General features: G+C 61.5%; 19 protein-coding genes. 10 read left to right on the top strand and 9 right to left on the bottom strand.

From position 1 onward, the window contains the following. Window positions 1–3 precede the first annotated feature (3 nt). The 3 genes from ACQY1L_RS04445 to ACQY1L_RS04435 are packed head-to-tail and all read left to right on the top strand — an operon-like array spanning window position 4 to window position 2,938. Window positions 4–2,070: a hypothetical protein gene (locus ACQY1L_RS04445; protein WP_430243009.1), complete on the top strand. Its 2,067-nt coding sequence runs from the start codon at window positions 4–6 to the stop codon at window positions 2,068–2,070. Continuing rightward, window positions 2,070–2,489 carry a GNAT family N-acetyltransferase gene (locus ACQY1L_RS04440; protein ID WP_430243007.1) on the top strand — a complete coding sequence of 140 codons (420 nt, stop codon included), beginning with the start codon at window positions 2,070–2,072 and terminating at the stop codon, window positions 2,487–2,489. The genes ACQY1L_RS04445 and ACQY1L_RS04440 overlap by 1 nt, the downstream gene beginning before the upstream one ends. A 35-nt stretch (window positions 2,490–2,524) precedes the next feature. After that, complete coding sequence (locus ACQY1L_RS04435; RefSeq protein WP_092660322.1) at window positions 2,525–2,938, top strand: GNAT family N-acetyltransferase; 414 nt, start codon at window positions 2,525–2,527, stop codon at window positions 2,936–2,938. Between the two features lie 30 nt (window positions 2,939–2,968). Here ACQY1L_RS04435 and ACQY1L_RS04430 read toward each other — a convergent pair whose 3' ends face one another. After that, on the bottom strand, window positions 2,969–3,472 hold the full coding sequence (locus ACQY1L_RS04430) for a GNAT family N-acetyltransferase (protein WP_062455683.1): 504 nt from the start codon (window positions 3,470–3,472) through the stop codon (window positions 2,969–2,971). A 328-nt stretch (window positions 3,473–3,800) separates the two neighbouring features. Between ACQY1L_RS04430 and ACQY1L_RS04425 the strand changes: the two genes are divergently transcribed. After that, window positions 3,801–4,772: a glutathione S-transferase family protein gene (locus ACQY1L_RS04425; protein WP_430243004.1), complete on the top strand. Its 972-nt coding sequence runs from the start codon at window positions 3,801–3,803 to the stop codon at window positions 4,770–4,772. A gap of 15 nt (window positions 4,773–4,787) precedes the next feature. Here ACQY1L_RS04425 and ACQY1L_RS04420 read toward each other — a convergent pair whose 3' ends face one another. Continuing rightward, window positions 4,788–5,276 carry an NUDIX domain-containing protein gene (locus ACQY1L_RS04420; protein WP_092660318.1) on the bottom strand — a complete coding sequence of 163 codons (489 nt, stop codon included), beginning with the start codon at window positions 5,274–5,276 and terminating at the stop codon, window positions 4,788–4,790. A gap of 78 nt (window positions 5,277–5,354) precedes the next feature. On the opposite strand from ACQY1L_RS04420, the gene ACQY1L_RS04415 reads away from it, so the two are divergent. The 3 genes from ACQY1L_RS04415 to ACQY1L_RS04405 all read left to right on the top strand — a co-directional run bounded on the left by ACQY1L_RS04415 (window position 5,355) and on the right by ACQY1L_RS04405 (window position 7,749). Then, window positions 5,355–6,314, top strand: coding sequence for a metallophosphoesterase family protein (locus ACQY1L_RS04415; RefSeq protein WP_062583179.1), 960 nt, complete (start codon window positions 5,355–5,357; stop codon window positions 6,312–6,314). Window positions 6,315–6,412: 98 nt separating this feature from the next. Further along, on the top strand, window positions 6,413–6,913 hold the full coding sequence (locus ACQY1L_RS04410; protein ID WP_062582897.1) for an RNA polymerase sigma factor: 501 nt from the start codon (window positions 6,413–6,415) through the stop codon (window positions 6,911–6,913). Continuing rightward, complete coding sequence (locus ACQY1L_RS04405; protein ID WP_430243001.1) at window positions 6,910–7,749, top strand: anti-sigma factor family protein; 840 nt, start codon at window positions 6,910–6,912, stop codon at window positions 7,747–7,749. The genes ACQY1L_RS04410 and ACQY1L_RS04405 overlap by 4 nt, the downstream gene beginning before the upstream one ends. A gap of 103 nt (window positions 7,750–7,852) precedes the next feature. On the opposite strand, the gene leuA is transcribed toward ACQY1L_RS04405, so the two are convergent. Further along, window positions 7,853–9,580: a 2-isopropylmalate synthase gene (gene leuA, locus ACQY1L_RS04400; RefSeq protein WP_430243819.1), complete on the bottom strand. Its 1,728-nt coding sequence runs from the start codon at window positions 9,578–9,580 to the stop codon at window positions 7,853–7,855. Window positions 9,581–9,945: 365 nt separating this feature from the next. Continuing rightward, entirely contained in the window at window positions 9,946–11,133 is a 1,188-nt protein-coding gene (locus ACQY1L_RS04395) for a benzoate/H(+) symporter BenE family transporter (protein ID WP_062457907.1), read from the bottom strand. Window positions 11,134–11,374: 241 nt separating this feature from the next. Between ACQY1L_RS04395 and ACQY1L_RS04390 the strand changes: the two genes are divergently transcribed. Next, on the top strand, window positions 11,375–14,074 hold the full coding sequence (locus ACQY1L_RS04390) for a bifunctional diguanylate cyclase/phosphodiesterase (protein WP_430242999.1): 2,700 nt from the start codon (window positions 11,375–11,377) through the stop codon (window positions 14,072–14,074). A 142-nt stretch (window positions 14,075–14,216) separates the two neighbouring features. Here ACQY1L_RS04390 and ACQY1L_RS04385 read toward each other — a convergent pair whose 3' ends face one another. Continuing rightward, window positions 14,217–14,804: an ATP-dependent Clp protease proteolytic subunit gene (locus ACQY1L_RS04385; RefSeq protein WP_062457904.1), complete on the bottom strand. Its 588-nt coding sequence runs from the start codon at window positions 14,802–14,804 to the stop codon at window positions 14,217–14,219. 216 nt (window positions 14,805–15,020) lie between these two features. Here ACQY1L_RS04385 and ACQY1L_RS04380 point away from each other — a divergent pair, with 216 nt between their 5' ends. Together ACQY1L_RS04380 and ACQY1L_RS04375 are read left to right on the top strand one after the other, a co-directional pair. Then, window positions 15,021–15,617 carry a HupE/UreJ family protein gene (locus ACQY1L_RS04380; protein ID WP_092660313.1) on the top strand — a complete coding sequence of 199 codons (597 nt, stop codon included), beginning with the start codon at window positions 15,021–15,023 and terminating at the stop codon, window positions 15,615–15,617. Window positions 15,618–15,777: 160 nt separating this feature from the next. Next, a complete protein-coding gene (locus ACQY1L_RS04375; RefSeq protein WP_430242996.1) occupies window positions 15,778–16,632 on the top strand; it encodes a DUF2076 domain-containing protein in 855 nt (284 codons plus the stop codon). 77 nt (window positions 16,633–16,709) lie between these two features. Here the strand turns inward: ACQY1L_RS04375 and queF are convergent, their stop codons facing one another. The 4 genes from queF to ACQY1L_RS04355 form a co-directional block, all read right to left on the bottom strand. Then, entirely contained in the window at window positions 16,710–17,174 is a 465-nt protein-coding gene (queF, locus tag ACQY1L_RS04370; protein ID WP_062455655.1) for a preQ(1) synthase, read from the bottom strand. A gap of 1 nt (window position 17,175) precedes the next feature. Next, on the bottom strand, window positions 17,176–18,111 hold the full coding sequence (locus ACQY1L_RS04365) for a cation diffusion facilitator family transporter (protein WP_062457901.1): 936 nt from the start codon (window positions 18,109–18,111) through the stop codon (window positions 17,176–17,178). Between the two features lie 257 nt (window positions 18,112–18,368). Continuing rightward, the gene (locus ACQY1L_RS04360) at window positions 18,369–18,893 is read right to left on the bottom strand and encodes an N-acetyltransferase family protein (protein WP_430242994.1); all 525 of its coding nucleotides are present in this window, start codon (window positions 18,891–18,893) and stop codon (window positions 18,369–18,371) included. Further along, a complete protein-coding gene (locus tag ACQY1L_RS04355; RefSeq protein WP_430242992.1) occupies window positions 18,893–21,082 on the bottom strand; it encodes an anthranilate synthase in 2,190 nt (729 codons plus the stop codon). Before ACQY1L_RS04355 ends, ACQY1L_RS04360 begins: the two co-directional genes overlap by 1 nt. Window positions 21,083–21,117 lie beyond the last annotated feature (35 nt).

Genomic DNA, 21,117 nt, shown 5'->3' with positions numbered 1-21,117 from the left:
CCGATGACCATCGAATTCGCCCCCTTCTTCTCGTGGCCGATCCTTGCAGCCCTCGGTGCACTGGCCCTCGTCCTTGCTGTGACCGCCCTATTGCGCGGCGTCCGTGGTGCGGTCCTTCGGACGCTGGCGCTTGCCGCCCTGCTGATGGCGCTCGCCAACCCGACGCTCAACCAGGAAGATCGCGAACAGCTCTCCACCATCGTACCAATCGTCGTAGACCGCTCTCAGAGCCAGGAGACGGCCGGCCGCGAGCAGCAGACCGATCAGGCGCTGGCGGAACTGCGCGACCGCTTCTCCCGCTATCCCCGCATCGAGACGCGCATCGTCGAGGCCGGAGACGATGTAGACAGCGACACACCTTCGACGAAGCTGTTCACTGCGCTGCGCTCCGCGATGTCGGACGTTCCGCCGGCCCGTGTCGGCGGCGCCGTGTTCCTCACAGACGGCCAGATCCATGATCTCCCCGGCATCAATCAGGATCTCGGCTTCAACGCACCCGTCCACGGGCTGATCACCGGCCAGCCAAACGAATTCGACCGCCGCATCGAAGTGCTGCGCGCGCCCCGCTTCGGCATTGTCGGCGAAGAGCAGGAACTGACACTGCGCGTGTTCGACGACGGTCGCCAGGGCGGCGGCCCCGCCGAAGTCATCGTGCGCATGAACGGCCAGCAGATCGCCACGCTGCAGGCAACGCCCGGCGTCACCACCCCGTTCTCGTTCAACGTCCAGCGCGGCGGCAACAATGTCATGGAGTTCTCGGTTGCCGAGCTCCCTGGCGAAGTGACCACCGCCAACAACCGCGCCGTCCATGTCATCGATGGCATCAGGCAGAACCTGCGCGTGCTGCTGGTGTCCGGCGAACCCCATGCCGGTGAGCGCGCTTGGCGTAACCTTCTAAAGTCCGACGCCTCCGTCGACCTCGTGCATTTCACCATCCTTCGTCCGCCGGAAAAGCAGGATGGCACGCCGATCAACGAGTTGTCGCTGATCGCCTTCCCCACCCGCGAGCTGTTCGTCGAGAAGATCAAGGATTTCGATCTGATCATCTTCGATCGCTACAAGCATCGCGGCGTGCTGCCGATCCTCTATTACGACTACATCTCCCAATATGTGCAAAACGGCGGCGCGCTGCTGATCGCGGCAGGCCCCGAACACGCTGGCGAAGATTCGATCGCCGCGACACCGCTCGAACAGGTCCTGCCGGCCGCACCGACGGGCGAAGTCCACAATGCCGGCTTCTTCCCGCATCTATCGGAAGTCGGCACCAAGCACCCGGTCACCCGCGGTCTCGAAGGCTCCAACCAGACGCCGCCCGCCTGGGGACGCTGGTTCCGCACCATCGATGTCGATCCGCCGCAGGGCCAGACGGTGATGGAAGGCGATGGCGACCGCCCTCTCCTCGTCCTCAACCGTCAGGGCGAAGGCCGCGTCGCCATGCTCCTGTCGGATCAGGGCTGGCTCTGGGCCCGTGGCTTCGAAGGCGGCGGCCCGCATGTGGCGCTCTATCGCCGCATCGCTCACTGGTTGATGAAGGAGCCGGAACTCGAGGAAGAGGCGCTGACCGCCCGCTCCGTCGGCCGTACGCTCGCCGCCACCCGCCAGACGATCGGCGACGACCCCGGCCCCGCAACGATCCGCTATCCGTCCGGCCGCACCGAAACCGTCCAGATGACGCCCGCCGGCCCCGGCGAGTATCGCTATGAAAGCCGCATGGACGAAACCGGCCTGTTCGAAGTGAGAAACGGCGACTTCCAGACGCTGGTCCATGTCGGCGCCGTCGACTCGCCCGAGTTCAAGGCGATGATCTCCATAGAGGCGACGCTGAAGCCCTATGCCGACAAGACCCGTGGCCTCGTGACGCGCGTCGCCTCAGGCGATGGCATCACCATCCCAGACATCCTCCCCGTTCGCGGCGAGGTCCGCGTCAGCGATCCAAACCGCATGGTCATCCGCATGACCGACGAGACGGTGCTGCGCGGCATCAACACGCTGCCGCTGTTTGCCGGCTTTGCCGGCCTGTCGGTGCTGCTGTTCGCAATGGCCGCGATGTGGTGGCGCGAGGGTCGCTGATGGGCCACGAGCTTTATCTCACCGACGCGCCGACCTCAGACGATCTGGCAGTCGTCAGCAGCGGCCTCACCGCCTTCAACGAAGGCGAGGTCGGAGCCTCCGACAGGAAACTGCTCGCCGTGCTGATCCGCGACGAGAGCGGCACGGTCATCGGCGGCCTCTCCGGTTACACGTCCTGGGGCTGGCTCTTCACGCAATTGCTGTTCATTCCGGAAACCCTGCGCGGCAAGGGGATGGCGGCAAAGCTTCTGACCGAGGCTGAAAACGAAGCGCGCACCCGCTGCTGCAAGGGCGCCTGGATCGATACGTTCAACCCACTCGCCCTCAAGGCCTACAAGAGCCACGGCTACCAAGTGTTTGGCGAGATTCCAAATTTCGTCGAAACCAGAACCCGCACCTTCCTTCAAAAAGCGCTTTAGTCTATCCATCTCGGCCGCAACTCGAGAGGTTGGATATGGATCTGGAAATCGTCGAAGGCATCTCGCAGCAGGACGAAGACATCATCCTCGACAAGCTGAAAGCCTTCAATATCGAATGCTTCGGCGCGAGCGACCGTCGCGAACTGGCAATCCCGCTACGTGATACGGCCGGCGATATCGCAGGCGGCCTCGTCGGCTATACCGGCCGCGGCTGGCTTTACATCTCGATGCTGTTCATTCCGGAATTGATGCGCGCCAAAGGCCTCGCCGCCCGCCTCATGACCATGGCCGAAGCGGAGGCGGCGAAGCGCGGCTGTATCGGCGCCTATATCGATACGATGAACCCGGCAGCACTCGCGCTGTATCTGAAGCTCGGCTACCACCCGATCGGCAAGCTCGAAGGCCTCGCCGGCGGACATGATGTAACGTGGCTGGAAAAACGATTCTAGATCAAGGGTTTTGCGCGAAGTCCTGACGGATCACAGCTCCCGCCAGCCGATCACGCCCTTCAGCCCGTCATGCACACCGTCCTTGAGCGGCACGACCAGCACCCGGCCCGGATCGACCGGTCCCGGAAAATCGAGCGCGTCATAGGCCACCTTCTCGAAGCCGAGCGGCATGTAATAGGGCGGATCGCCGATCAGGATCACGGCTTCCGATCCATGGCGGCGGGCGGCATCGATGGCGATCCGCACCAGTTCGCGGCCAATCCCGAGGTTCTTGTGCGACGGCCTGACCGCCAGCGGGCCCAGCATATGGCCCTTCACGCTTCCCGCCAGAACCGGCGTCATCCTCACCGAAGCGATCGTCTCGCCATCGTCAGCGCAGACAAACGAGATCGACCGGTCATGCGGCCCCTGCTCGCGAATGCGGGACGCAGCGCGGACATGCCGACCGGGGCCGAACGCTTCCTCGTTGATCACCTCGATGATGTCATCGTGAGACGCATCCTCGGTCAGATAGACGAGGTCGTGTTTCGCCATGGACTTGGGGGTGTTTTCGGACGAAGAATTCTGGGATGTTGAGGATTGCGACGCAACAAGATGCAGGGACATGGAGAACCGAAGCCGTAAGGAGAGAGCAGACAGGACGAGCGATATCGCGACGCGTTTTCAGGCGTCGTAATCGATCTTCAGCGTCGTCGCAGTGTCCGCACTTCGGTCATTCTCTGATGTTCCCGAACAATCGTGACAAGCGAGCTATCAGAAAATATTCCACCCGTCCAATCCAAAAACGCAGCGTTTACAAAATCGCACCTCGTCATTGTCAGGCTTTGTCGTATCTAACAAAAAGACAACCAAGGAGATTGCAATGGGCATGCTGGTAGACGGTAAGTGGCACGACATCTGGTACGACACCAAGGCCAGCAAGGGTCATTTCAAGCGTTCCGAATCACAGTTCCGCAACTGGGTGACAGCTGACGGGTCCGCCGGACCGTCAGGCACCTCCGGCTTCAAGGCCGAGGCCGGACGCTATCATCTCTATGTATCGCTCGCCTGCCCTTGGGCGCACCGGACGCTGATTTTCCGCAACCTCAAGAAGCTGCAGGATCTGATCTCGGTCTCCGTCGTCGATTACCTAATGCTGGAAAACGGCTGGGAATTCCGCAAACGCGACGGCGCAACCGGCGACGCCCTGTTCGGCTCCGACTATCTCTACCAGGTCTATCTGAAAGCCGATCCCGCCTATTCCGGCCGCGTCACGGTTCCGGTCCTTTGGGACAAGCAGCAGAACACGATTGTCTCGAACGAAAGCGCCGAAATCATCCGCATGATGAACAGCGCCTTCGACGGCATCACCGGTTCCTATGTCGATTTCTACCCTGAAGATCTGCGCACTGAGATCGACGCGATCAACGCAGTCGTCTACGACACCGTCAACAACGGCGTCTACAAGGCCGGCTTCGCCACCACGCAAGACGCCTATGAAGAGGCCGTCTCAAAGCTGTTCGAAACGCTCGACAGTCTCGAGACCCGTCTCTCGAAAAGCCGCTACCTGCTCGGAGACAAGCTGACCGAAGCCGACTGGCGGCTGTTCACCACACTCATCCGCTTCGATCCGGTCTATGTCGGCCACTTCAAATGCAACATCCGCCGCATCGCCGACTACCCGGACCTTTCAGCCTATCTGCGCGATCTTTACCAGCACGAGGGCGTGGCCGAGACCTGCAATCTTCTACACATCAAGCACCACTATTACGAGAGCCACAAAACCATAAACCCGACCGGCATCGTCCCGACAGGACCAGAGCTCGATCTCGACGCACCGCATGGGCGGGGGTAGGAAAGCGGGTAACTCTCACCAGTACTCCCCCTTCTCGATCTTTCCCGAAAGCTCCTGCAATCGGCGCGCTGTCGCCTGGGTGACCTCGGGCGGTAGCGCGTCGAGGGCAAAGAAGCCGCTTTCCGCAATTTCGTAATCCGCGGCGCGCGGCGCCGTCTGGTTGACGTTGACCTTGTAGAACAGCACGTGGTCGCGCTTTGAAGCGTTGCGGTTCAGGTAGACGTGGAAAAGCTCCGGCACTCCCAGGACTTCCAGATTGCCCTCTTCCCGCAGTTCCTTGTGCAGCGCCTGGAGCGCGGTTTCGCCGCGCTCCATGCCGCCGCCGGGCATATACCATCCCGGCACATAGGTGTGGCGCACCAGGAAAATCCGGCCCTCCTCGTCGAAACAGGCGGCCCGCACACCCATCGTCATGCCTCGTGTGACGATGAACGCCTTGTGCATCAGCCAGACGAGAATGCGGGCCCGGCCGCCGGTAACTTCGGGAATGCCCTGCTCAACCATTCAGGCGTTCCACTTCATAACTTCGGGAGCGGCGATAAATTCGGTACCAATTGCTCTCTCATGCGTTATGTCTTCGCCATGTTCAAGTTCGCGCATATTTCCGATATCCACCTGGGGCCCCTTCCGCGGCTGACGATGCGCGAGCTTCTGTCAAAACGCATCACCGGTTTCGTCAACTGGCACCGCACCCGCCGAAAGCATCTTCTCGTCAACACGCTGGATCTGCTGTTGAGCGACATGAAGGACCGAGAGCCGGACCAGTTGCTCATCACAGGTGATCTGGTCAATTTGGCGACCAAGATCGAAACCCGGCTGGCCCGCGAATGGCTCGATACGATCGGCGAACCCGCCGATACGACCGTCGTGCCGGGCAATCACGATGCCTATGTGCCGGGCGCTCACGACAAGTCGGTTGCCGCTTGGTATCCCTTCGTGAAAAGCGACGACGATCCGGGCGAATGGCCGAAGGACGATCACATCTTCCCGACCTACCGGGAGCGTGGCCCGATCGCCATCATCGGCTGCTCCACATCCAATGCCACGCCGCCGTTTTCCGCATCCGGCTATTTCAGCCCGCGCCAGGCGCGCGAAACCGTGAACCTGCTGAAGAAAGCCGGCGAACGTGGCCTATTCCGCGTGGTAATGATTCACCACCCGCCGATCCACGGCGCGGCGTCATCGCACAAGCGTATGATCGGCATCCGTCGATTTGCTGCGGCCATCTCGACCGGCGGCGCCGAACTGGTGTTGCACGGCCATACGCACCTTAACACCGTCTACGAACTCAAGACCCATAACCGGCCCGTGCCGGTCGTCGGTATAGCGTCCGCTTCGCAGGGTCCGGGCGGCCACAAGCCACCTGCTTCCTACAACCTGTTTTCGCTGTCGGGCGAACCCGGCAACTGGAACCTGGTTTGTGAACGCTACGGGCTGACGCAGGCAGGTGACGGCATTGCGCTGGACAGCAGCCACGTCTTTTATGGCGATCAACCACTGCCTATGCCGGCGATCCAGCCCGAGACCGTCGAAATCTTGTAGATTAATTGCGTCGCCTGTTGCAAATGCATCACATTCGATTCATAGCTTAACGAGATGGCCGTAATCATAACGCATAGCCCCGTTAAGCTTGTTTCCGCATGAACAATCCGACCCAGACCATGGACATTCGCCGTGACCTCGTAGCCTTGCTGCCGAGGCTTCGTCGTTTCGCGTTGACGCTTGCAGGCACCGCCGAGGATGCCGACAGGCTGGTGCGCGAAGTCTGTTCGCGTGCAATCCAGAAAAGCCATCACTGGAAGGGCGAAGGCCGCATCGAAAGCTGGCTGTTCAGCCTGATGCGCACAGCCTGGTCCGACGAGATCAAGAAGCGCCGCAAGACCCAGCCGTCCTCCACCCCGAAGGCACAGGGCGTCGTATCGGCTACCGAAATTTCCACGATGGCCACATCGGATCAGATCCTGCTGTCCCTGCCCTCAGGCCTCGCCAGTGTCTTCCTTCTCGTGGACGTCGAGGCATTCGCCTATGGCGAGGCGGCTGCTATCCTCGGCATTCCGGAACAGGCCTTCGCCGAACGCCTGTGTTCTGCACGGCTCAGACTGTCGGAAATCGCGCCGGAAGCATCGGAGCGCCGCGCATGAAAGCCAGTGCTTCCTGGTCCGCGCTCGAACAGCGCATTTCGGCCTTCCTGGATGGCGAAGCCAACGAACACGAACGGCAGGAGATCGAAGCGCTTCTGGTCAACGAGCCGCAGGCGCGGGCCCTGCATGACAACCTGAAACGCGGCACGGATTACGGCCGGCGCGTCTTCGACGATGCCATGAAGGAACCGCTGCCGCTCGAACTCGTCCGCACCATCAAGAACGCACCACTGCCGCGCCGCGCGATCAGGCTGCCTGATGACAAAAAGCGTCAGGCACTCTCGTTCAAGCCAAGCAGAACGCAGGCCCTTGTCGCATGTCTTCTCAGTCTCTGCCTCGGCGGCGGCATCGGCTATGCGCTCGGCACCCAGCCGGGATCGACCCGTCTCGGCGGCTCGGAAGTGCAGCTCGACTCGCGGGACTGGCTTGACGACGTCGTCGCCCATTACCGGCTCTATACCCGCTTGCCCGATCGTCTGGTGGAAATCGGTGCCGACAGGCCCGGCGATATTCTCGCATGGCTGACAACAGGCACCGGCATCGCCTTTCGCATTCCGGACCTGTCGCAAAGCGGGCTGACCTTCGCCGGCGCGCGGCTTTTCACCGCCGACAACCGCCCCTCCGGCCTCCTCCTCTACCGCCGCGGCGATGAAGGAGAGATCATCGCGATCACCTTCTCCAAGACCCGTCCGGACACCAACAAACCGGTCGAGGACATCCGCGCCGATACGGGTCTTGTGTCCTGGAGCACGCCGCTCGCGACCTATGTCGTCGTCGGCCCCTCCTCCGCCGCCGATCTCGACGAGATCGCCGCCAAGGCCGCGGGACTGATCTGAGCCTCCGGCCTGCTTCGAAGCCCATCCGCCCGATCTGATCCCAACAAAAAACCGCATCGGCTGGCGATGCGGCTTCTGTCTTCTAATGCCTTACAGAATCCTACTACTGGCCGCGTTCTTCCAACACCCGGTTGGCAGCAGACACGATCGCATCGAGCGATGCCGTCACGATGTTGTTGTTGATGCCGGCGCCGAACAGCTTTCCACCCGGATGCTCGACCTCGACATAGGCGATCGCCGAGGCGTTCGAGCCATGCTGCAGCGAGTGTTCCGAATACTCGTTCACCGACAACTCGATCCCGAGATAGGCCGACAGCGCGTTGATGAACCCGTCGATCGGGCCCGTGCCGCGGCCTTCGATCGTCTTCGTCTCACCACCATCGGTGATCTCGGCGGAAACGACGCGGATGCCCTTGTGCTCCATCCCGGCCGGGAACGTCTGGTGATCGACGAATTTCAGCCGTGCTGAAGGCTGGTCCACATAGCGCTCGATAAAGCGCTCATGGATACGCTTGGAAGCGACTTCCTTGCCTTCTTCGTCGGTAATCCGCTGGATGTCCTCGCGGAACTCAACCTGCAAGTTGCGCGGCAGGTTGATGCCGTAATCCTGCTGCAGGATATAGGCGATGCCGCCCTTGCCCGATTGCGAGTTGATGCGGATGATCGCCTCGTAGGACCGGCCGACGTCGCGCGGGTCGATCGGCAGGTAAGGCACTTCCCACACCGGATGGTTGGCGGTCTTGATCGCCTTCATGCCCTTGTTGATCGCGTCCTGGTGCGAGCCGGAAAACGCCGTATAGACCAGTTCGCCGACGTAAGGATGGCGCTCGGGAATGACCATTTCGTTCGAATATTCGTAGACGTCCTTGATGCGCTCGATATCGGTGCAGTCCAGCCCAGGATCAACGCCCTGCGTGTACATGTTGAGCGCCAGCGTCACCACGTCGACATTGCCGGTGCGCTCGCCATTGCCAAACAGCGTGCCTTCGACGCGGTCGGCGCCGGCCATCAGCGCCAGCTCCGTCGCCGCAATCCCGGTGCCACGGTCGTTGTGTGGATGCAGCGAGATGATAACGTTTTCTCTAGAGTCGATATTACGGCACATCCATTCGATCTGGTCGGCATAGATGTTCGGTGTCGCCATCTCGACGGTCGAGGGCAGGTTGAGGATCAGCTTGTTGTCAGCAGTCGGCTTTACGACCTCGATGACTGCGTTGCAGATCTCCAACGCCACTTCCAGCTCGGTGCCGGTAAAGCTTTCCGGCGAATATTCGAACCGGTAATCGCCGCCGGCCTTGGCAGCCATGTCGGTGATCATCTTCGCCGCGTCGACGGCGATCTGCTTGATGCCGCGGACATCCTTGCCGAACACCACACGGCGCTGCAGTTCCGATGTCGAGTTGTAGAAGTGGATGATCGGATGCTTGGCGCCTTCCAGCGATTCGAACGTGCGGGTGATCAGTTCCGGCCGGCACTGAACCAGCACCTGCATCGACACATCGTCGGGAACGCCACCCTCTTCGATGCACCAGCGGGCAAAGTCGAAATCGGTCTGCGAAGCCGACGGGAAACCGATCTCGATTTCCTTGAAGCCCATATCCAGGAGCAGCTTGAACATGCGGGCCTTGCGGTCGTGGCCCATCGGGTTGACCAGCGACTGGTTGCCGTCACGCAGGTCCACCGAGCACCAGATCGGCGCCTTGTCGATCACCTTCGACGGCCAGGTCCGGTCGGGAATGTTGATGGCGGGATAGGCACGGTATTTCACCGCCGCCTCGGCCATACCCTTAGCCTTGTTGGCAGTAGTCACGTTGGAATTCTTGGCGTCCATGGTCTTCAAGTCCTCGTCCTATCCATCCGCCGCGCGCCGCACTTTTGGGGCCTGCTTGGTGAGGATGGCGACCTCTTAAGGTCTGTCTCAGCTATATCGGTAAATCTTGCGAGGAGCTCTTACGCCGGCGGGCTTTCGGCCGCCGGGCGCTCCTCAACGGACCCGGCAACCGAGTGTAAGGTCGAGGCTAAGAAGCGAGAGAGGCGCGAAAACCGTCGCCCCGGCAGCGAAGCTGCGGGTCGGCAAACGGTCGGACATGATCGCACCTGTCATGGTCATGGGAGAATCTATAGCGGGCGGGCAGAGAACGTGCAAGTGCACTTTCGAACGGCATTTGATGTTGCAACGACGGCCGCGGTTCCCTTTCAAGGCAATCTTTCGCGTCTGAGAGCCTTCTGCAAACCCATCATCACGCCACCGGCCAGCAGACCCCAGAACGCCCCCGAGATCCCGGCGAAGGCGATTCCGGAAGCGGTGACCATAAAGGTGATGGCTGCAGCCTCGCGGGTAGCGGGGTTGTGGTAGGCGGCGTATGCCGCGTTCGAGAACGCGCCGATCAGCCCGAGCCCGGCGACGGCCTGCAACAGGATCGGCGGCGCGAGCGATACGAAGGCGATAATGCCGCCGGCCACCAGCCCCAGCGCCGCGTAGCTGAAGCCGCCGATGATCGCCGCTACGTAACGCCGGGCGGGATCCGGATGAGCGTCGGTACTGGCACACATCGCTGCCGTGATCGCCGCCATGTTGACCGGCACGCCGCCAAAAACGCCGACAAGCGAGGACAGGGCGCCGGTTGCCACGAACATCGGTCCGGGATGCGGCTCGTATCCGTGCGCCTTGAGGATCGCGATGCCGGGAATGTTCTGCGACGCCATGGTGACGATAAACAGTGGCACCGCCACGGAAATCGCGCCGTGCCAGGTGAAGACCGGCTCGACGAACACGAATTGCGGATGGATCGCAGCGCCGATCTGGCTCAGCGTATCTGCCGGCAGGTCGACGCCGAAGATCAGCACCAGCATCATCGCCGCAAGCGAGGCCGGCACGGCCAGAAGCCGCCAGCGCGACACGACGACCGCCCAGGTCAGCACGATCGGCAGTCCCAGCATCGGGTCGAACGCCACCGCCTTCACGGGAGCAAGACACAGGCCGAGCAGGATACCGGCCAGCATCGCATTGGCAAGCGGCCCCGGGATCATCCGGATCGCGCGCCCGAGCGGCTGGAACAGGCCCGACAGCATGATCAGCCCGCCACAGATGACGAAGGCGCCGACGGCTGCGGGAAATCCGCCCTCGATCATCCCGATCCCCGAGAGAAGAGCGGCACCAGGCGTCGACCATGCAATGCTGATCGGCATCTTGAGAGCGGCCGAGAAACTCACGGCAAGAATGCCGAGCGCCAGGGAAAGCGCCAGGAGCGCGGAGGCGACCTGATCGCTATTGGCGCCCATTGCCTGCAAACCCTGAATGATCACGGCAAAGGAACTGACGAAACCGACAAACGCGGTCAGCATCCCCATCGTCAGGGCGGAAAAAGAGAAGTCTTTGAACATGATGAGAACCCGACGCGGTGAAGGGTGCATGGAGCACGACCGGCCGCCGCGAGACAAGCCCAAGAGATGACCAGGCCGACTGATTTTTTCCGATTTTCAGTCATGTATAAAGGGCCGGATTTCTCAAAAATATTGGAGTGGAGACCAGTATTTCGGCTCGACGACCCGTCGGGCGCCGTTACATCTCAGACTAAATTAAGCCTTGTCTGAAATGTTGGCGGGAGACCTGTTGGAACATTGCATGCTCTTCTCTTCCTCCATGATAAAGCCCGGCCGAAGCCGGGAACGGCGATTCTACCGGTTCGGCTGGTATCTGCCCGCCTTCATTATGGTCGCCGCGGTCATTTTCGGAATTGTCCGGGCCGATCTGGAAGAGCGCGCCCAATACATGGCGCAGCAGCGGCTCGTCGCGTCGGAACAACTGGCGCGCGTGTCCTCAAGCCTCGAAACCAATATTCGCGGCAACGTCAATCTGGTCCAGGGTCTCGTTGCCGCGATCGCTTCAAACCCATCCATCACGCAAACGCAATTTGCGGCGCTCTCCGAGCGAGTTTTCGCTGTTCCCTCGCAGCTGAAGAACGTCGCCGTGGCGCCCGATCTTGTGATCCGGTACGTCTACCCTTACGACCAGAACAAGCAGCTTGTTGGACGAGACTACACGGCCGACCCCAAACGGTCAGTGTCCGTCATGGAGGCGATCAAGCGCCGGTCCACCACGATCGCCGGACCTGTCGAACTCGCTCAGGGCGGACTGGGACTGCTGGCCCGCTACCCGGTTTTTTCGCAAGCCAACGGACATTTCTGGGGCATCGTCTCGAGCGTGATCGACGTGGAGCGCCTGTTCCGCGACATCGACCTCGATACCGAACGGCAACCCCTCAGCATCGCTATCTCCAGGCGGCCGGCACCGGTTGCGAAGGACGTCTTTACCGGTGACCCGGCGATCTTCTCCGCCGATGCGGTTCGTGCCCGCATCGAGCTCGGATACGACACCTGGTATCTCGCAGCAGTCCCGAAAGCCGGCTGGAAGACGACCCCGCCGGATATCGGTTGGCTTTATGCCTACGCGACGCTGATCGCACTCTGCATCGTCGCCCCGATGATCTGGGTGGGCATCTTGATGAGGCAGCGCAATCGCCACATCGTCGATCTGCAACACCGGGAGGAGCAGTTCGAGACCATTCACCACCGGTTGACGCTGGCGCTCGAAGCGTCGCAGATAGGCGTCTGGGAATACGAGGGCGCCACAGACCGCCTTTTCTGGGACGAGCGGCTCAAGGACCTGTATTCTGCGCCTCCGGGCAAGGACATCTTCACCTACGAGGACTGGCGTTCGACTGTCCATCCGGACGATATCGAGACGGCTGAAAATCGGCTGAACGAGGTCATTGGTGCCACCGAGCCCTATATTACCCAGTTCCGGATTGTCCGACCTTCGGGCGAGATCCGTCACATCCGCGCGCACGGGAAGGCCTACAAAACATCGGGAGGCGTCGAACGCGTCGTTGGCGCCAATTGGGATGTCACTGATGACGTCAATCTGCAGATCGAACTGCGGGAAGAGCGCGCCCGCGCGGAAGAACAGAACGAGCGGTTGCGCGCAACACGCCGCACGTTGCAGCACCAGTCTTTGCACGACGCCCTGACCGGCCTTCCCAACCGGCGCTTTCTCGACCAGTTCATGGAAGCCTCGAACGCGACGACGCACAGTCACCGCCTGGCCTTCATCCATTTCGATCTCGACCGCTTCAAGGAAGTCAACGACACGCTCGGCCACGCGGCCGGCGACGAGGTCCTGCGCCAGACGACGGCCCGGCTCCTGGAACTGATCGGCCATGACGAATTCGTCTCGCGGATCGGCGGCGACGAATTCGTGGTCGTCACCAGCGGCCCAGCCCCGGAAGAGCGCGCAAAACATCTCGGCCGCTCGATCGTCAAGGCGATCGCCAAACCGATGACGATCGACGGCCAGGAATGCCATGTCGGCTGCAGCGCCGGCATCGCCATGCAGACGCTTGCGTTCGAAGAACCGCGCCAGTTGCTGATCAATGCCGACGTCGCACTGTACGAGGCCAAGAAACGCGGCCGTAACCGCGCCGAGGTGTTTTCAGAGTCCCTGCTTCTGACGGCGATCCAGGTAAAACGCACGTCCGACGAGCTTCTCGCGGCAATCGAGAACGACCAGATCGTTCCCTTCTTCCAGCCGCAGTTCGATGCCGTCACCCTCGATATCGTCGGTGTCGAGGCGCTGGCCCGATGGGTCCACCCGACCCGCGGCCTGCTCGCGCCCGAAGCGTTTCTCGATATTGCCGAAGGTCTTCATCGCTCCGGTGAGATCGACGCGCTCATTCTCGAAAAAGCGCTGTTCCAGGCCACCCGCTGGCGTGCCCGCGGGCTTGCCGTCCCAAGGGTCTCTGTCAATGTCTCAGCCCAGCGCCTGAAGGACGAAAACCTTTTGGAGCAGCTGTCGCACCTGTCGTTTGCGCCGGGCAGCATTGCATTCGAACTTCTGGAATCGATCTCGTTTGAAGGAAACGACCGCGGCCTGCGCAAGATCATCGGCACGCTGAAGGATTTGGGTATCGATATCGAGCTGGATGATTTCGGCTCCGGACACGCTTCGATCGTCAGTCTGCTGGAACTCGGCCCCAAGCGGCTGAAGATCGACCGGCAGCTGATTTCTCCGCTTCAGGCGTCAGGTCCCCAGCACCGGCTTGTGGCTTCGATCATCGAGATCGGCCGTTCGCAAGGGATCGAGATCGTCGCCGAGGGCGTCGAAACGGAAGCCCATATGGATATCCTGCGTGGCCTTGGTTGCCAGGTGCTGCAGGGTTATGCCTTCGCGGAACCGATGTCGCCCGATGCGTTCATGGATTTTGCCGCCCACTGGCAGCAGGGCCGCGTCCCGGCAACCGCCGTACCCACCCGCAAGCTCGCCTGATATCGCGCGGTGGCCGAAAGGGTTCCGGTCATCCGGACCTGTCGGCCCCTACCCGCGCCTGAAACGATTGCCCTCAAACGCAAAAATCCCCCGCCGGCCTGAAGCCGACGAGGGATTTTGATTTGTCAGAACGACGTCTGGATCAGATTTCGCTCTGCGACGTCACGATCTTGGATGCAAGACCATAGGCGACGGCTTCCTGTGCCGACAGCCAGTAGTCGCGGTCCGTATCGGCTGCGATCTTTTCGATCGGCTGGCCGGTTGCTTCTGCCATGATCTTGTTCAGGCGTTCGTTCATCTTGATGATTTCACGGGCCTGGATCTCGATGTCGGAGACCATGCCGCGCGTACCGCCAGATGGTTGGTGAAGCAGGAAGCGGGTGTTCGGCAGCGCGATGCGGCGTTCCTTCGGAACCGACACGTAGATCAGGGCGCCTGCAGAAGCGACCCAGCCCGTGCCGATCATCCAGACCTTCGGCTTGATGAACTTGACCATATCGTGAATCGAATCGCCCGACTCGACATGGCCGCCCGGGGAATTCACGTAGATGCGGATGTCTTCGTCGCTGGCTGCGGCAAGTGCCACGAGCTGCGTGTTGACCTTCTGCGCCAGTTCCTGGGTGATCGCTCCGTAGATGAAGATCGAACGCGACTTGAAAAGATTCGCCTCCGTTTCCTTACCGAGCGGCAGTTCCTTCGTCTTGTCTTCTGTGTCGTCTTCGTCGTTCAGCACGGTCAAAGTCTCCTGCATGAAATTCATATACGGGACATAATGTGTTCGCGGTCACAAAACAATGCACCCCGGCCTGAACATGGCAAGCTTCCAGCGACTAAGGTGAATGACGTAGTCCGCATCGCCGGATCGTTACAATTGGCAATGGACGCGGTGACTGCTCTTGCCTATCGTTTTACGCTTCACGCATCATGTATTTCATCGGGGATTAAAATGTTGACCAGACCTTTCCAAACCGCCCTGAAGCATATTTCGCTCGCAACGGGCGCAGTCGTCGTTGCTGCCGCTCCCGCCTTTGCCCATCTCGATCCTGAAGCGCATGGCTCGTTCATGGCCGGCATTTCGCATCCGATCTTCGGCCTCGACCACGTGCTTGCCATGCTCGCCGTCGGCCTCTGGGCAGCACAGATCGGCGGCAAGGCCATCTGGTCCGTGCCTGCCGCATTCGTCGGCACCATGGCGCTCGGCTTCGTGCTCGCGGTCTCCGGTCTCGATCTGCCTTTCGTTGAACCGGCGATCCTCGCCTCGGTCATCGCACTCGGTCTTCTGGTCGCCACCGCCGCCAAGCTTCCGACAGCCGCCAGCGCTGCAATCGTCGGCGTTTTTGCGCTGTTCCACGGCCATGCCCATGGCGGCGAACTCGGCAGTGCCGGTGCGCTTCAGTTCGGCCTCGGCTTTGTCATCGCGACAGCTCTTCTTCACGCAGCCGGCATCGCGCTCGGCCTCGGTATCGCGCGCTTTGCGCCAGCTGTAACCCGCATCCTCGGCGCAGCAACCGCAGTGCTCGGCCTGACGCTCGCATTCGGCTGATATTACAACAAGATAGGCTGCGCCGCCTGAATCATAGTGTCAGGCGGCGCATGTTCTACATGAACAAGATTTAACCCGGCAGCGGGTTTGAAATCCCGAAAATGCCGACTAACTCCTTGTCAGATGACGGCCGCTTGGGACGTCCACAAGGAGTGAGACCATGTCACCGGAAGAACGCCAGCTTCTGACCGCATTGTTCGATCGCGTGAAAACAGCCTCGACCACCCCGCGCGACCGTGATGCGGAGGCATTGATCGATGACGCGACCCGCCAGCAGCCCTATTCCGCCTATTACCTCACCCAGGCGGTGATCGTTCAGGAGAAGGGCCTTGAGGCCGCATCCGCCCGCATCCGCGAGCTCGAAGAACAGGTCAAGCAGCTTCAGGCCGGCGAAAGCGACATCAGGCGCGACGAACAGGGCGGCGGTTTCCTGAGCTCGATCTTCGGCTCCGGCCAGGCGCCTCGCCCTCCGGCACCGCAAATGCCGTCCCAACAGGCCGGCCAGCAGCCATCCGGCCCCTGGGGTGCGCGACCGGGATATCAGCAGCCATACCGCGGCAACGACGACGGTTATCGCCCATCGGCCCCGTCAGGTCCCTGGTCATCACAGATGCAGGGGGCACAAGGCTATCAGCAGGGTCAGGCACCATCTGCCGGCGGCGGTTTTTTGCGCGGCGCACTTGGCACGGCCGCCGGCGTGGCGGGCGGCATGCTGCTTGCCAATTCGCTTTCGGGCCTGTTCGGCAACCACATGTCAGGCCTCGGCTTGGGCAATCCCGCAGCCGAAGCCAATCCGTTCACAGGCGGCCCAACCGAGGAAACCGTCATCAACAACACCTATATCGGCGACGACGCAATCCGTGAGGCCTCCAATACGGACGCAGATAACGGCAACGACGCAACACCCGATCCCGGTGGCAATGACGGCGGCTGGCAACAGGCCGATTTTGGCAACGACGATCAGTCCGACTTCGGCGGCGGCGATTTCGGCGGCGACGACAACATGAATGTCTGAGGCGGAATGGCCCTCTCCCCGAACGGGTTGAGTGTCGCAATTAGCCCGGTGCGTGCCGGGCTAATTGCCAATAAATCTTACCCACGTCCCCGATAGGTCGCCACGCCCTGATCCGGCAACCACACGCCCTTCGGCGCTTCGCCGGTCTGCCAGAACACGTCGATCGGAATGCCGCCGCGCGGATACCAATAAGCGCCGATCCGCAACCATTTCGGATTGAGCAGGTCAACGATCCGCTTACCGATATAGACCGAGCAGTCCTCGTGAAAGGCGCCGTGGTTGCGGAACGCATGCAGGAACAGCTTCAGCGACTTTGATTCGACCAGAAACCCGTCGGGAATATAGTCGATCACGATATGGGCAAAATCCGGCTGGCCGGTCATCGGGCAAAGTGAGGTGAATTCGGGTGCGGTAAAGCGCACCACATAATCCGTGCCCTGGTTGCCGTTCGGCACCTTTTCCAGAACCGCCGTCTCGGGGCTCGTTGGGGCCTCGACCTGATTGCCGAGCTGCGACAGTCCGCTGACATCCGTCATCGTCATTTTAAATTCCCTTCAGATTCGCATGGCTTTCAATGGCAACACGCTTGCCATGCGCGTGTTCGCTTTCCGGCTCCACATGGATGGCCAGGGTGGCACCGGGAATAGCCTCCTTGATCGCATCTTCCAAGCGGTCGCAGATTTCGTGGGCTTCGCCGACCGACATTCGCGATGGCACCACCAGGTGGAAATCGATAAACGCAGCCGATCCCGCCCGTCGCGTCTTCAGATCGTGCACATCGAGAACCCCGTCGCAATGGGCGGTGATCGCCGCACGCACGGCCGCTTCCTCCTCCGGCTGCAGCGCCTTGTCCATCAGCCCGCCCAGCGAGTGGGTGATGACCTTGTAACCCTGCCAGAGAATGTTGAAGGCGACGAAGATCGCAAGCAGCGGATCAAGGATGAGGTAACCCGTCAGAACCGCGAGCACCAGACCGACGAACACGCCGGCCGACGTCACCACATCCGACATGATGTGCTGGCCGTCTGCCAGAAGCGCCGGAGACCGGTGCGACCGTCCGACCCTTATCAGCACGGTCGCCCAGACCGCGTTAATTCCGCCTGCCGTAGCGTTGATGGCAAGCCCGAGCCATGGCGTTTCCGGCATGCTCGGGGCGCCCAGAGCGCCCCAGGCTTCCTGAATGATCAGGATCGCCGCCAGCACGATCAACGCGCCTTCCGCCACGGCGGATATGTATTCCGCCTTGTGATGGCCGAAGTGGTGGTCATCGTCTGCCGGCCGCTGAGCATAGCGGATGACGAAATAGGCAATGAATGCCGCCGCCACGTTGACCAGTGATTCCAGACCGTCCGACAGCAGCGCCACCGAGCCGGTTACCCACCACGCAGCAAGTTTGAGGAACAGCACGCCGATCGAGATCGGGATGCCCCACATCGCCAGTCTCTCGACCTTTTTGTCGTCCTTTGCCACTCTGTCCATATCGCCCATACCCGTCTTCACTAATCGTCCTCCTGCATCTGCAAGCGATTTGCAGGAAGCTATGCCCAAAACGACGAAACCGCCGCGGCGAGAGCGTCTCGCAGCGGCGGTTTCGAATAATGGCCGGCTGTATGGCGCAAGCCTCGCGGTTTGTCAAAGCCGGTCTTGCGCGTCCAGTCGCCGGGTATGCTCGTCGTCAGACGTTATCAACAACGGGGCATCGTCGCAGGCGGGCATCGGGCGTCAGAGACCAGGCGTCAGGTAAAGATTAGCGCCATCCGCACGCTGTCCAGGTAGCATCCGTCGATCTTCAACGCATCGCGCGCCACGCCCTCCACCTGAAATCCCACCTTCCGGTAAAGCGCGATCGCCCGGTGATTGTCCGCATGCACGTCGAGTTCGACGCGGTGAATGCCGGACCGGTTCGCGGCCTCGACCGCGGTATCGATCAGCCGACGGCCCAAGCCTCTATCGCGAAACCCGGGAATGATGCCCATGCCGAGCAGGCCGCGATGAGCATGCACATCGCGCTCCAGCCTTCGGATATCGCACCAGCCGACGACCTCACCGTCAGCGACCGCGACGATGTGCGGATTGCCAGCAGCCACGCTCTCGCGCACGAAATCCCGCATCTCGTCGAGCGGAGGTGCGCGCAGAAACACCATGTAGCGCCGCTCGCGGCAGACGATATCGAGCGCCTTGTGAAAGCCCTCGATATGCTCGTCCCGGAGCGGTTCGATGGTGACGCCGTCAGCGCCACCCACCGTGTCGGCATCGTCCATCAGGCCGCCTTTGTCGCGCGCTTTCTCGAAAGGTTTGCCACCACGTTCTCGATCATCCGCATGCCGGCATCGCCGCCCAGCGTCATGATCGATTCCGGGTGGAACTGCACCGCGGCGATCGGCTCCTTGGCGTGTTCGATCCCCATGATCGTGCCATCCTCGCTTTCGGCGGTGATGATGAAATCGGAGGGCAGCGTCGACGGATCGGCAAAGATCGAGTGATATCGCCCGACCGTCACATCCTTCGCCAGCCCCGAGAACACGATGCCGGGCTCCAGAACCCGGATCCGCGAAGGCTTACCGTGCATCGGCAGCGCCAGCTGCCGCAACTTGCCGCCATAGGCTTCGGCCAGCGCCTGCAGGCCAAGGCACACGCCGAAGATCGGCAGGTCCTTCGCCCGCGCTGCCTTGATCGTCGCCTTGCAGTCGAAATCCTTCGGATTGCCCGGCCCCGGCGACAGGACGACAAGATCCGGATCGATCCGGTTGAACACCTCTTCCGGCACCGGCGAGCGAACGGTCGAGACCGTCGCTCCCGTCTGGCGGAAGTAGTTGGCAAGCGTGTGGACGAAACTGTCCTCGTGGTCGACCAGCAGGATCTTCACCCCCTGGCCCACCTTGGCGACGTCGCGCGAAGCCTTGGCCGTGTTGCCGGCCCGCGCATCGCGGATCGCCGAAATCATCGCCGATGCCTTCAGCTCGGTCTCGGCCTCTTCCTCATGCGGATCCGAATCGTTGAGCAGCGTCGCACCGGCACGCACTTCGGCAATGCCGTCCTTGACGCGGATGGTGCGAAGCGTCAGCCCCGTATTCATGTCGCCGTTGAAGCCGACCATGCCGATCGCGCCGCCATACCAGGCGCGCGGGCTCTTTTCGTTGGCCTCGACAAACCGCATCGCCCACAGTTTCGGCGCACCGGTCACGGTCACCGCCCAGGCGTGGCTCAGGAAGCCGTCGAACGCATCCATATCAGGACGGAGCCGTCCTTCAATATGGTCGACCGTATGAATGAGCCGCGAGTACATCTCGATCTGCCGGCGGCCGATCACCTTGACCGAACCCGGCTCGCAGACGCGGGACTTGTCGTTGCGGTCCACGTCGGAGCACATGGTGAGCTCGGATTCGTCCTTCTTGGAATTGAGCAGCTTGAGGATCTGTTCCGAGTCGGAAATCGCATCCTCGCCGCGCTTGATCGTGCCCGAAATCGGGCAGGTCTCGATGCGACGGCCGGACACCCGCACGAACATTTCCGGCGATGCGCCGATCAGGTATTCCTGGTTGCCGAGATTGATGAAGAACGAATAGGGCGACGGGTTGATCGCCTTCAGCCGGTTGGAAATCTGCGACGGATTGCTGTCGCAGCGCTCCATGAACTTCTGGCCCGGAACCACTTCGAACAGGTCGCCGCGGCGAAAGCTTTCCTTGGCGCGGGTAACGAGGCTCGCATATTCCCCCGGCTTATGATCGCCCTTCGGCGGCGTCACCGTGGTGCGCAGGAACGGCTCGGGCGCGATATCCTGCGCCTTGCCTTCCGTCGTCACGCCGTCCTTGGCAAAGTCGTAGCGATCGACCCAGGCCTTTGCAGCATGGTGATCGACGACCAGAATTTCGTCGGGCAGGTAGAGAACCATGTCGCGCTGGTCTTCCGGCCGCTGCATCGAAAGCTTGATCGCATCGAACTGGAACGCAAGATCGTAGCCGAAAGCCCCGAACAGACCGATTGCCGAATCCGCATCCGAATGGAAGAGATCGACAATGGCCCTAAGCGCGGTAAACACCGTCGGCATCTTCGAGCGCTCTTCCTCGGTAAAGACGCGAGACGGCTGATTGACGGTCAGATCCAGACGGCGGTCGGTGCGCTCACCAAGCGTCAGGTCGGAAATTGTCGCAAGCTTGTCGGCGATAAACGACAGAAGCACTTCGCCGCGACCGTTATAGGCCTCGATCCACATCGCCCGGCCGTTGCAGGTAATGCCGAGCGGCGGATCGGCGATCGCCGTATCCCAGCGGGTATAGCGCCCCGGATATTCGTAGTTCGACGAGAACACCGCGCCGCGGCGCTCGTCCAGCCGGTCGACATAAGACGAGATCGCGGTTGCATATTCGGCCGGCCTGCGGGCGCGGCTGACGCTGATTCCGCCCTTGGTCTCGTAGGTCTCGGACCCGTCGTCGTGAATGATCGTCGCCATGTCTGCCTCTTGAAATCCCTGTTGATCTGCCCGGG

Origin of the sequence: Neorhizobium sp. DAR64862/K0K3 (genome assembly GCF_050500185.1) — a bacterium.
GTDB lineage: Bacteria > Pseudomonadota > Alphaproteobacteria > Rhizobiales > Rhizobiaceae > Neorhizobium > Neorhizobium soli.
Note: the sequence above shows the minus strand (reverse complement) of the source record. Positions and strands in the feature narration are given on the sequence as shown.

Bases quoted from the DNA above. Each gene is read 5' to 3' on its own strand.
- ACQY1L_RS04445 (WP_430243009.1), top strand. From the start codon at position 4: ATGACCATCGAATTCGCCCCCTTCTTCTCGTGGCCGATCCTTGCAGCC.
- ACQY1L_RS04440 (WP_430243007.1), top strand. From the start codon at position 2,070: ATGGGCCACGAGCTTTATCTCACCGACGCGCCGACCTCAGACGATCTG.
- ACQY1L_RS04435 (WP_092660322.1), top strand. From the start codon at position 2,525: ATGGATCTGGAAATCGTCGAAGGCATCTCGCAGCAGGACGAAGACATC.
- ACQY1L_RS04430 (WP_062455683.1), bottom strand. From the start codon at position 3,472: ATGGCGAAACACGACCTCGTCTATCTGACCGAGGATGCGTCTCACGAT.
- ACQY1L_RS04425 (WP_430243004.1), top strand. From the start codon at position 3,801: ATGGGCATGCTGGTAGACGGTAAGTGGCACGACATCTGGTACGACACC.
- ACQY1L_RS04420 (WP_092660318.1), bottom strand. From the start codon at position 5,276: ATGGTTGAGCAGGGCATTCCCGAAGTTACCGGCGGCCGGGCCCGCATT.
- ACQY1L_RS04415 (WP_062583179.1), top strand. From the start codon at position 5,355: ATGTTCAAGTTCGCGCATATTTCCGATATCCACCTGGGGCCCCTTCCG.
- ACQY1L_RS04410 (WP_062582897.1), top strand. From the start codon at position 6,413: ATGAACAATCCGACCCAGACCATGGACATTCGCCGTGACCTCGTAGCC.
- ACQY1L_RS04405 (WP_430243001.1), top strand. From the start codon at position 6,910: ATGAAAGCCAGTGCTTCCTGGTCCGCGCTCGAACAGCGCATTTCGGCC.
- leuA (WP_430243819.1), bottom strand. From the start codon at position 9,580: ATGGACGCCAAGAATTCCAACGTGACTACTGCCAACAAGGCTAAGGGT.
- ACQY1L_RS04395 (WP_062457907.1), bottom strand. From the start codon at position 11,133: ATGTTCAAAGACTTCTCTTTTTCCGCCCTGACGATGGGGATGCTGACC.
- ACQY1L_RS04390 (WP_430242999.1), top strand. From the start codon at position 11,375: ATGCTCTTCTCTTCCTCCATGATAAAGCCCGGCCGAAGCCGGGAACGG.
- ACQY1L_RS04380 (WP_092660313.1), top strand. From the start codon at position 15,021: ATGTTGACCAGACCTTTCCAAACCGCCCTGAAGCATATTTCGCTCGCA.
- ACQY1L_RS04375 (WP_430242996.1), top strand. From the start codon at position 15,778: ATGTCACCGGAAGAACGCCAGCTTCTGACCGCATTGTTCGATCGCGTG.
- queF (WP_062455655.1), bottom strand. From the start codon at position 17,174: ATGACGATGACGGATGTCAGCGGACTGTCGCAGCTCGGCAATCAGGTC.
- ACQY1L_RS04365 (WP_062457901.1), bottom strand. From the start codon at position 18,111: ATGGACAGAGTGGCAAAGGACGACAAAAAGGTCGAGAGACTGGCGATG.
- ACQY1L_RS04360 (WP_430242994.1), bottom strand. From the start codon at position 18,893: ATGGACGATGCCGACACGGTGGGTGGCGCTGACGGCGTCACCATCGAA.
- ACQY1L_RS04355 (WP_430242992.1), bottom strand. From the start codon at position 21,082: ATGGCGACGATCATTCACGACGACGGGTCCGAGACCTACGAGACCAAG.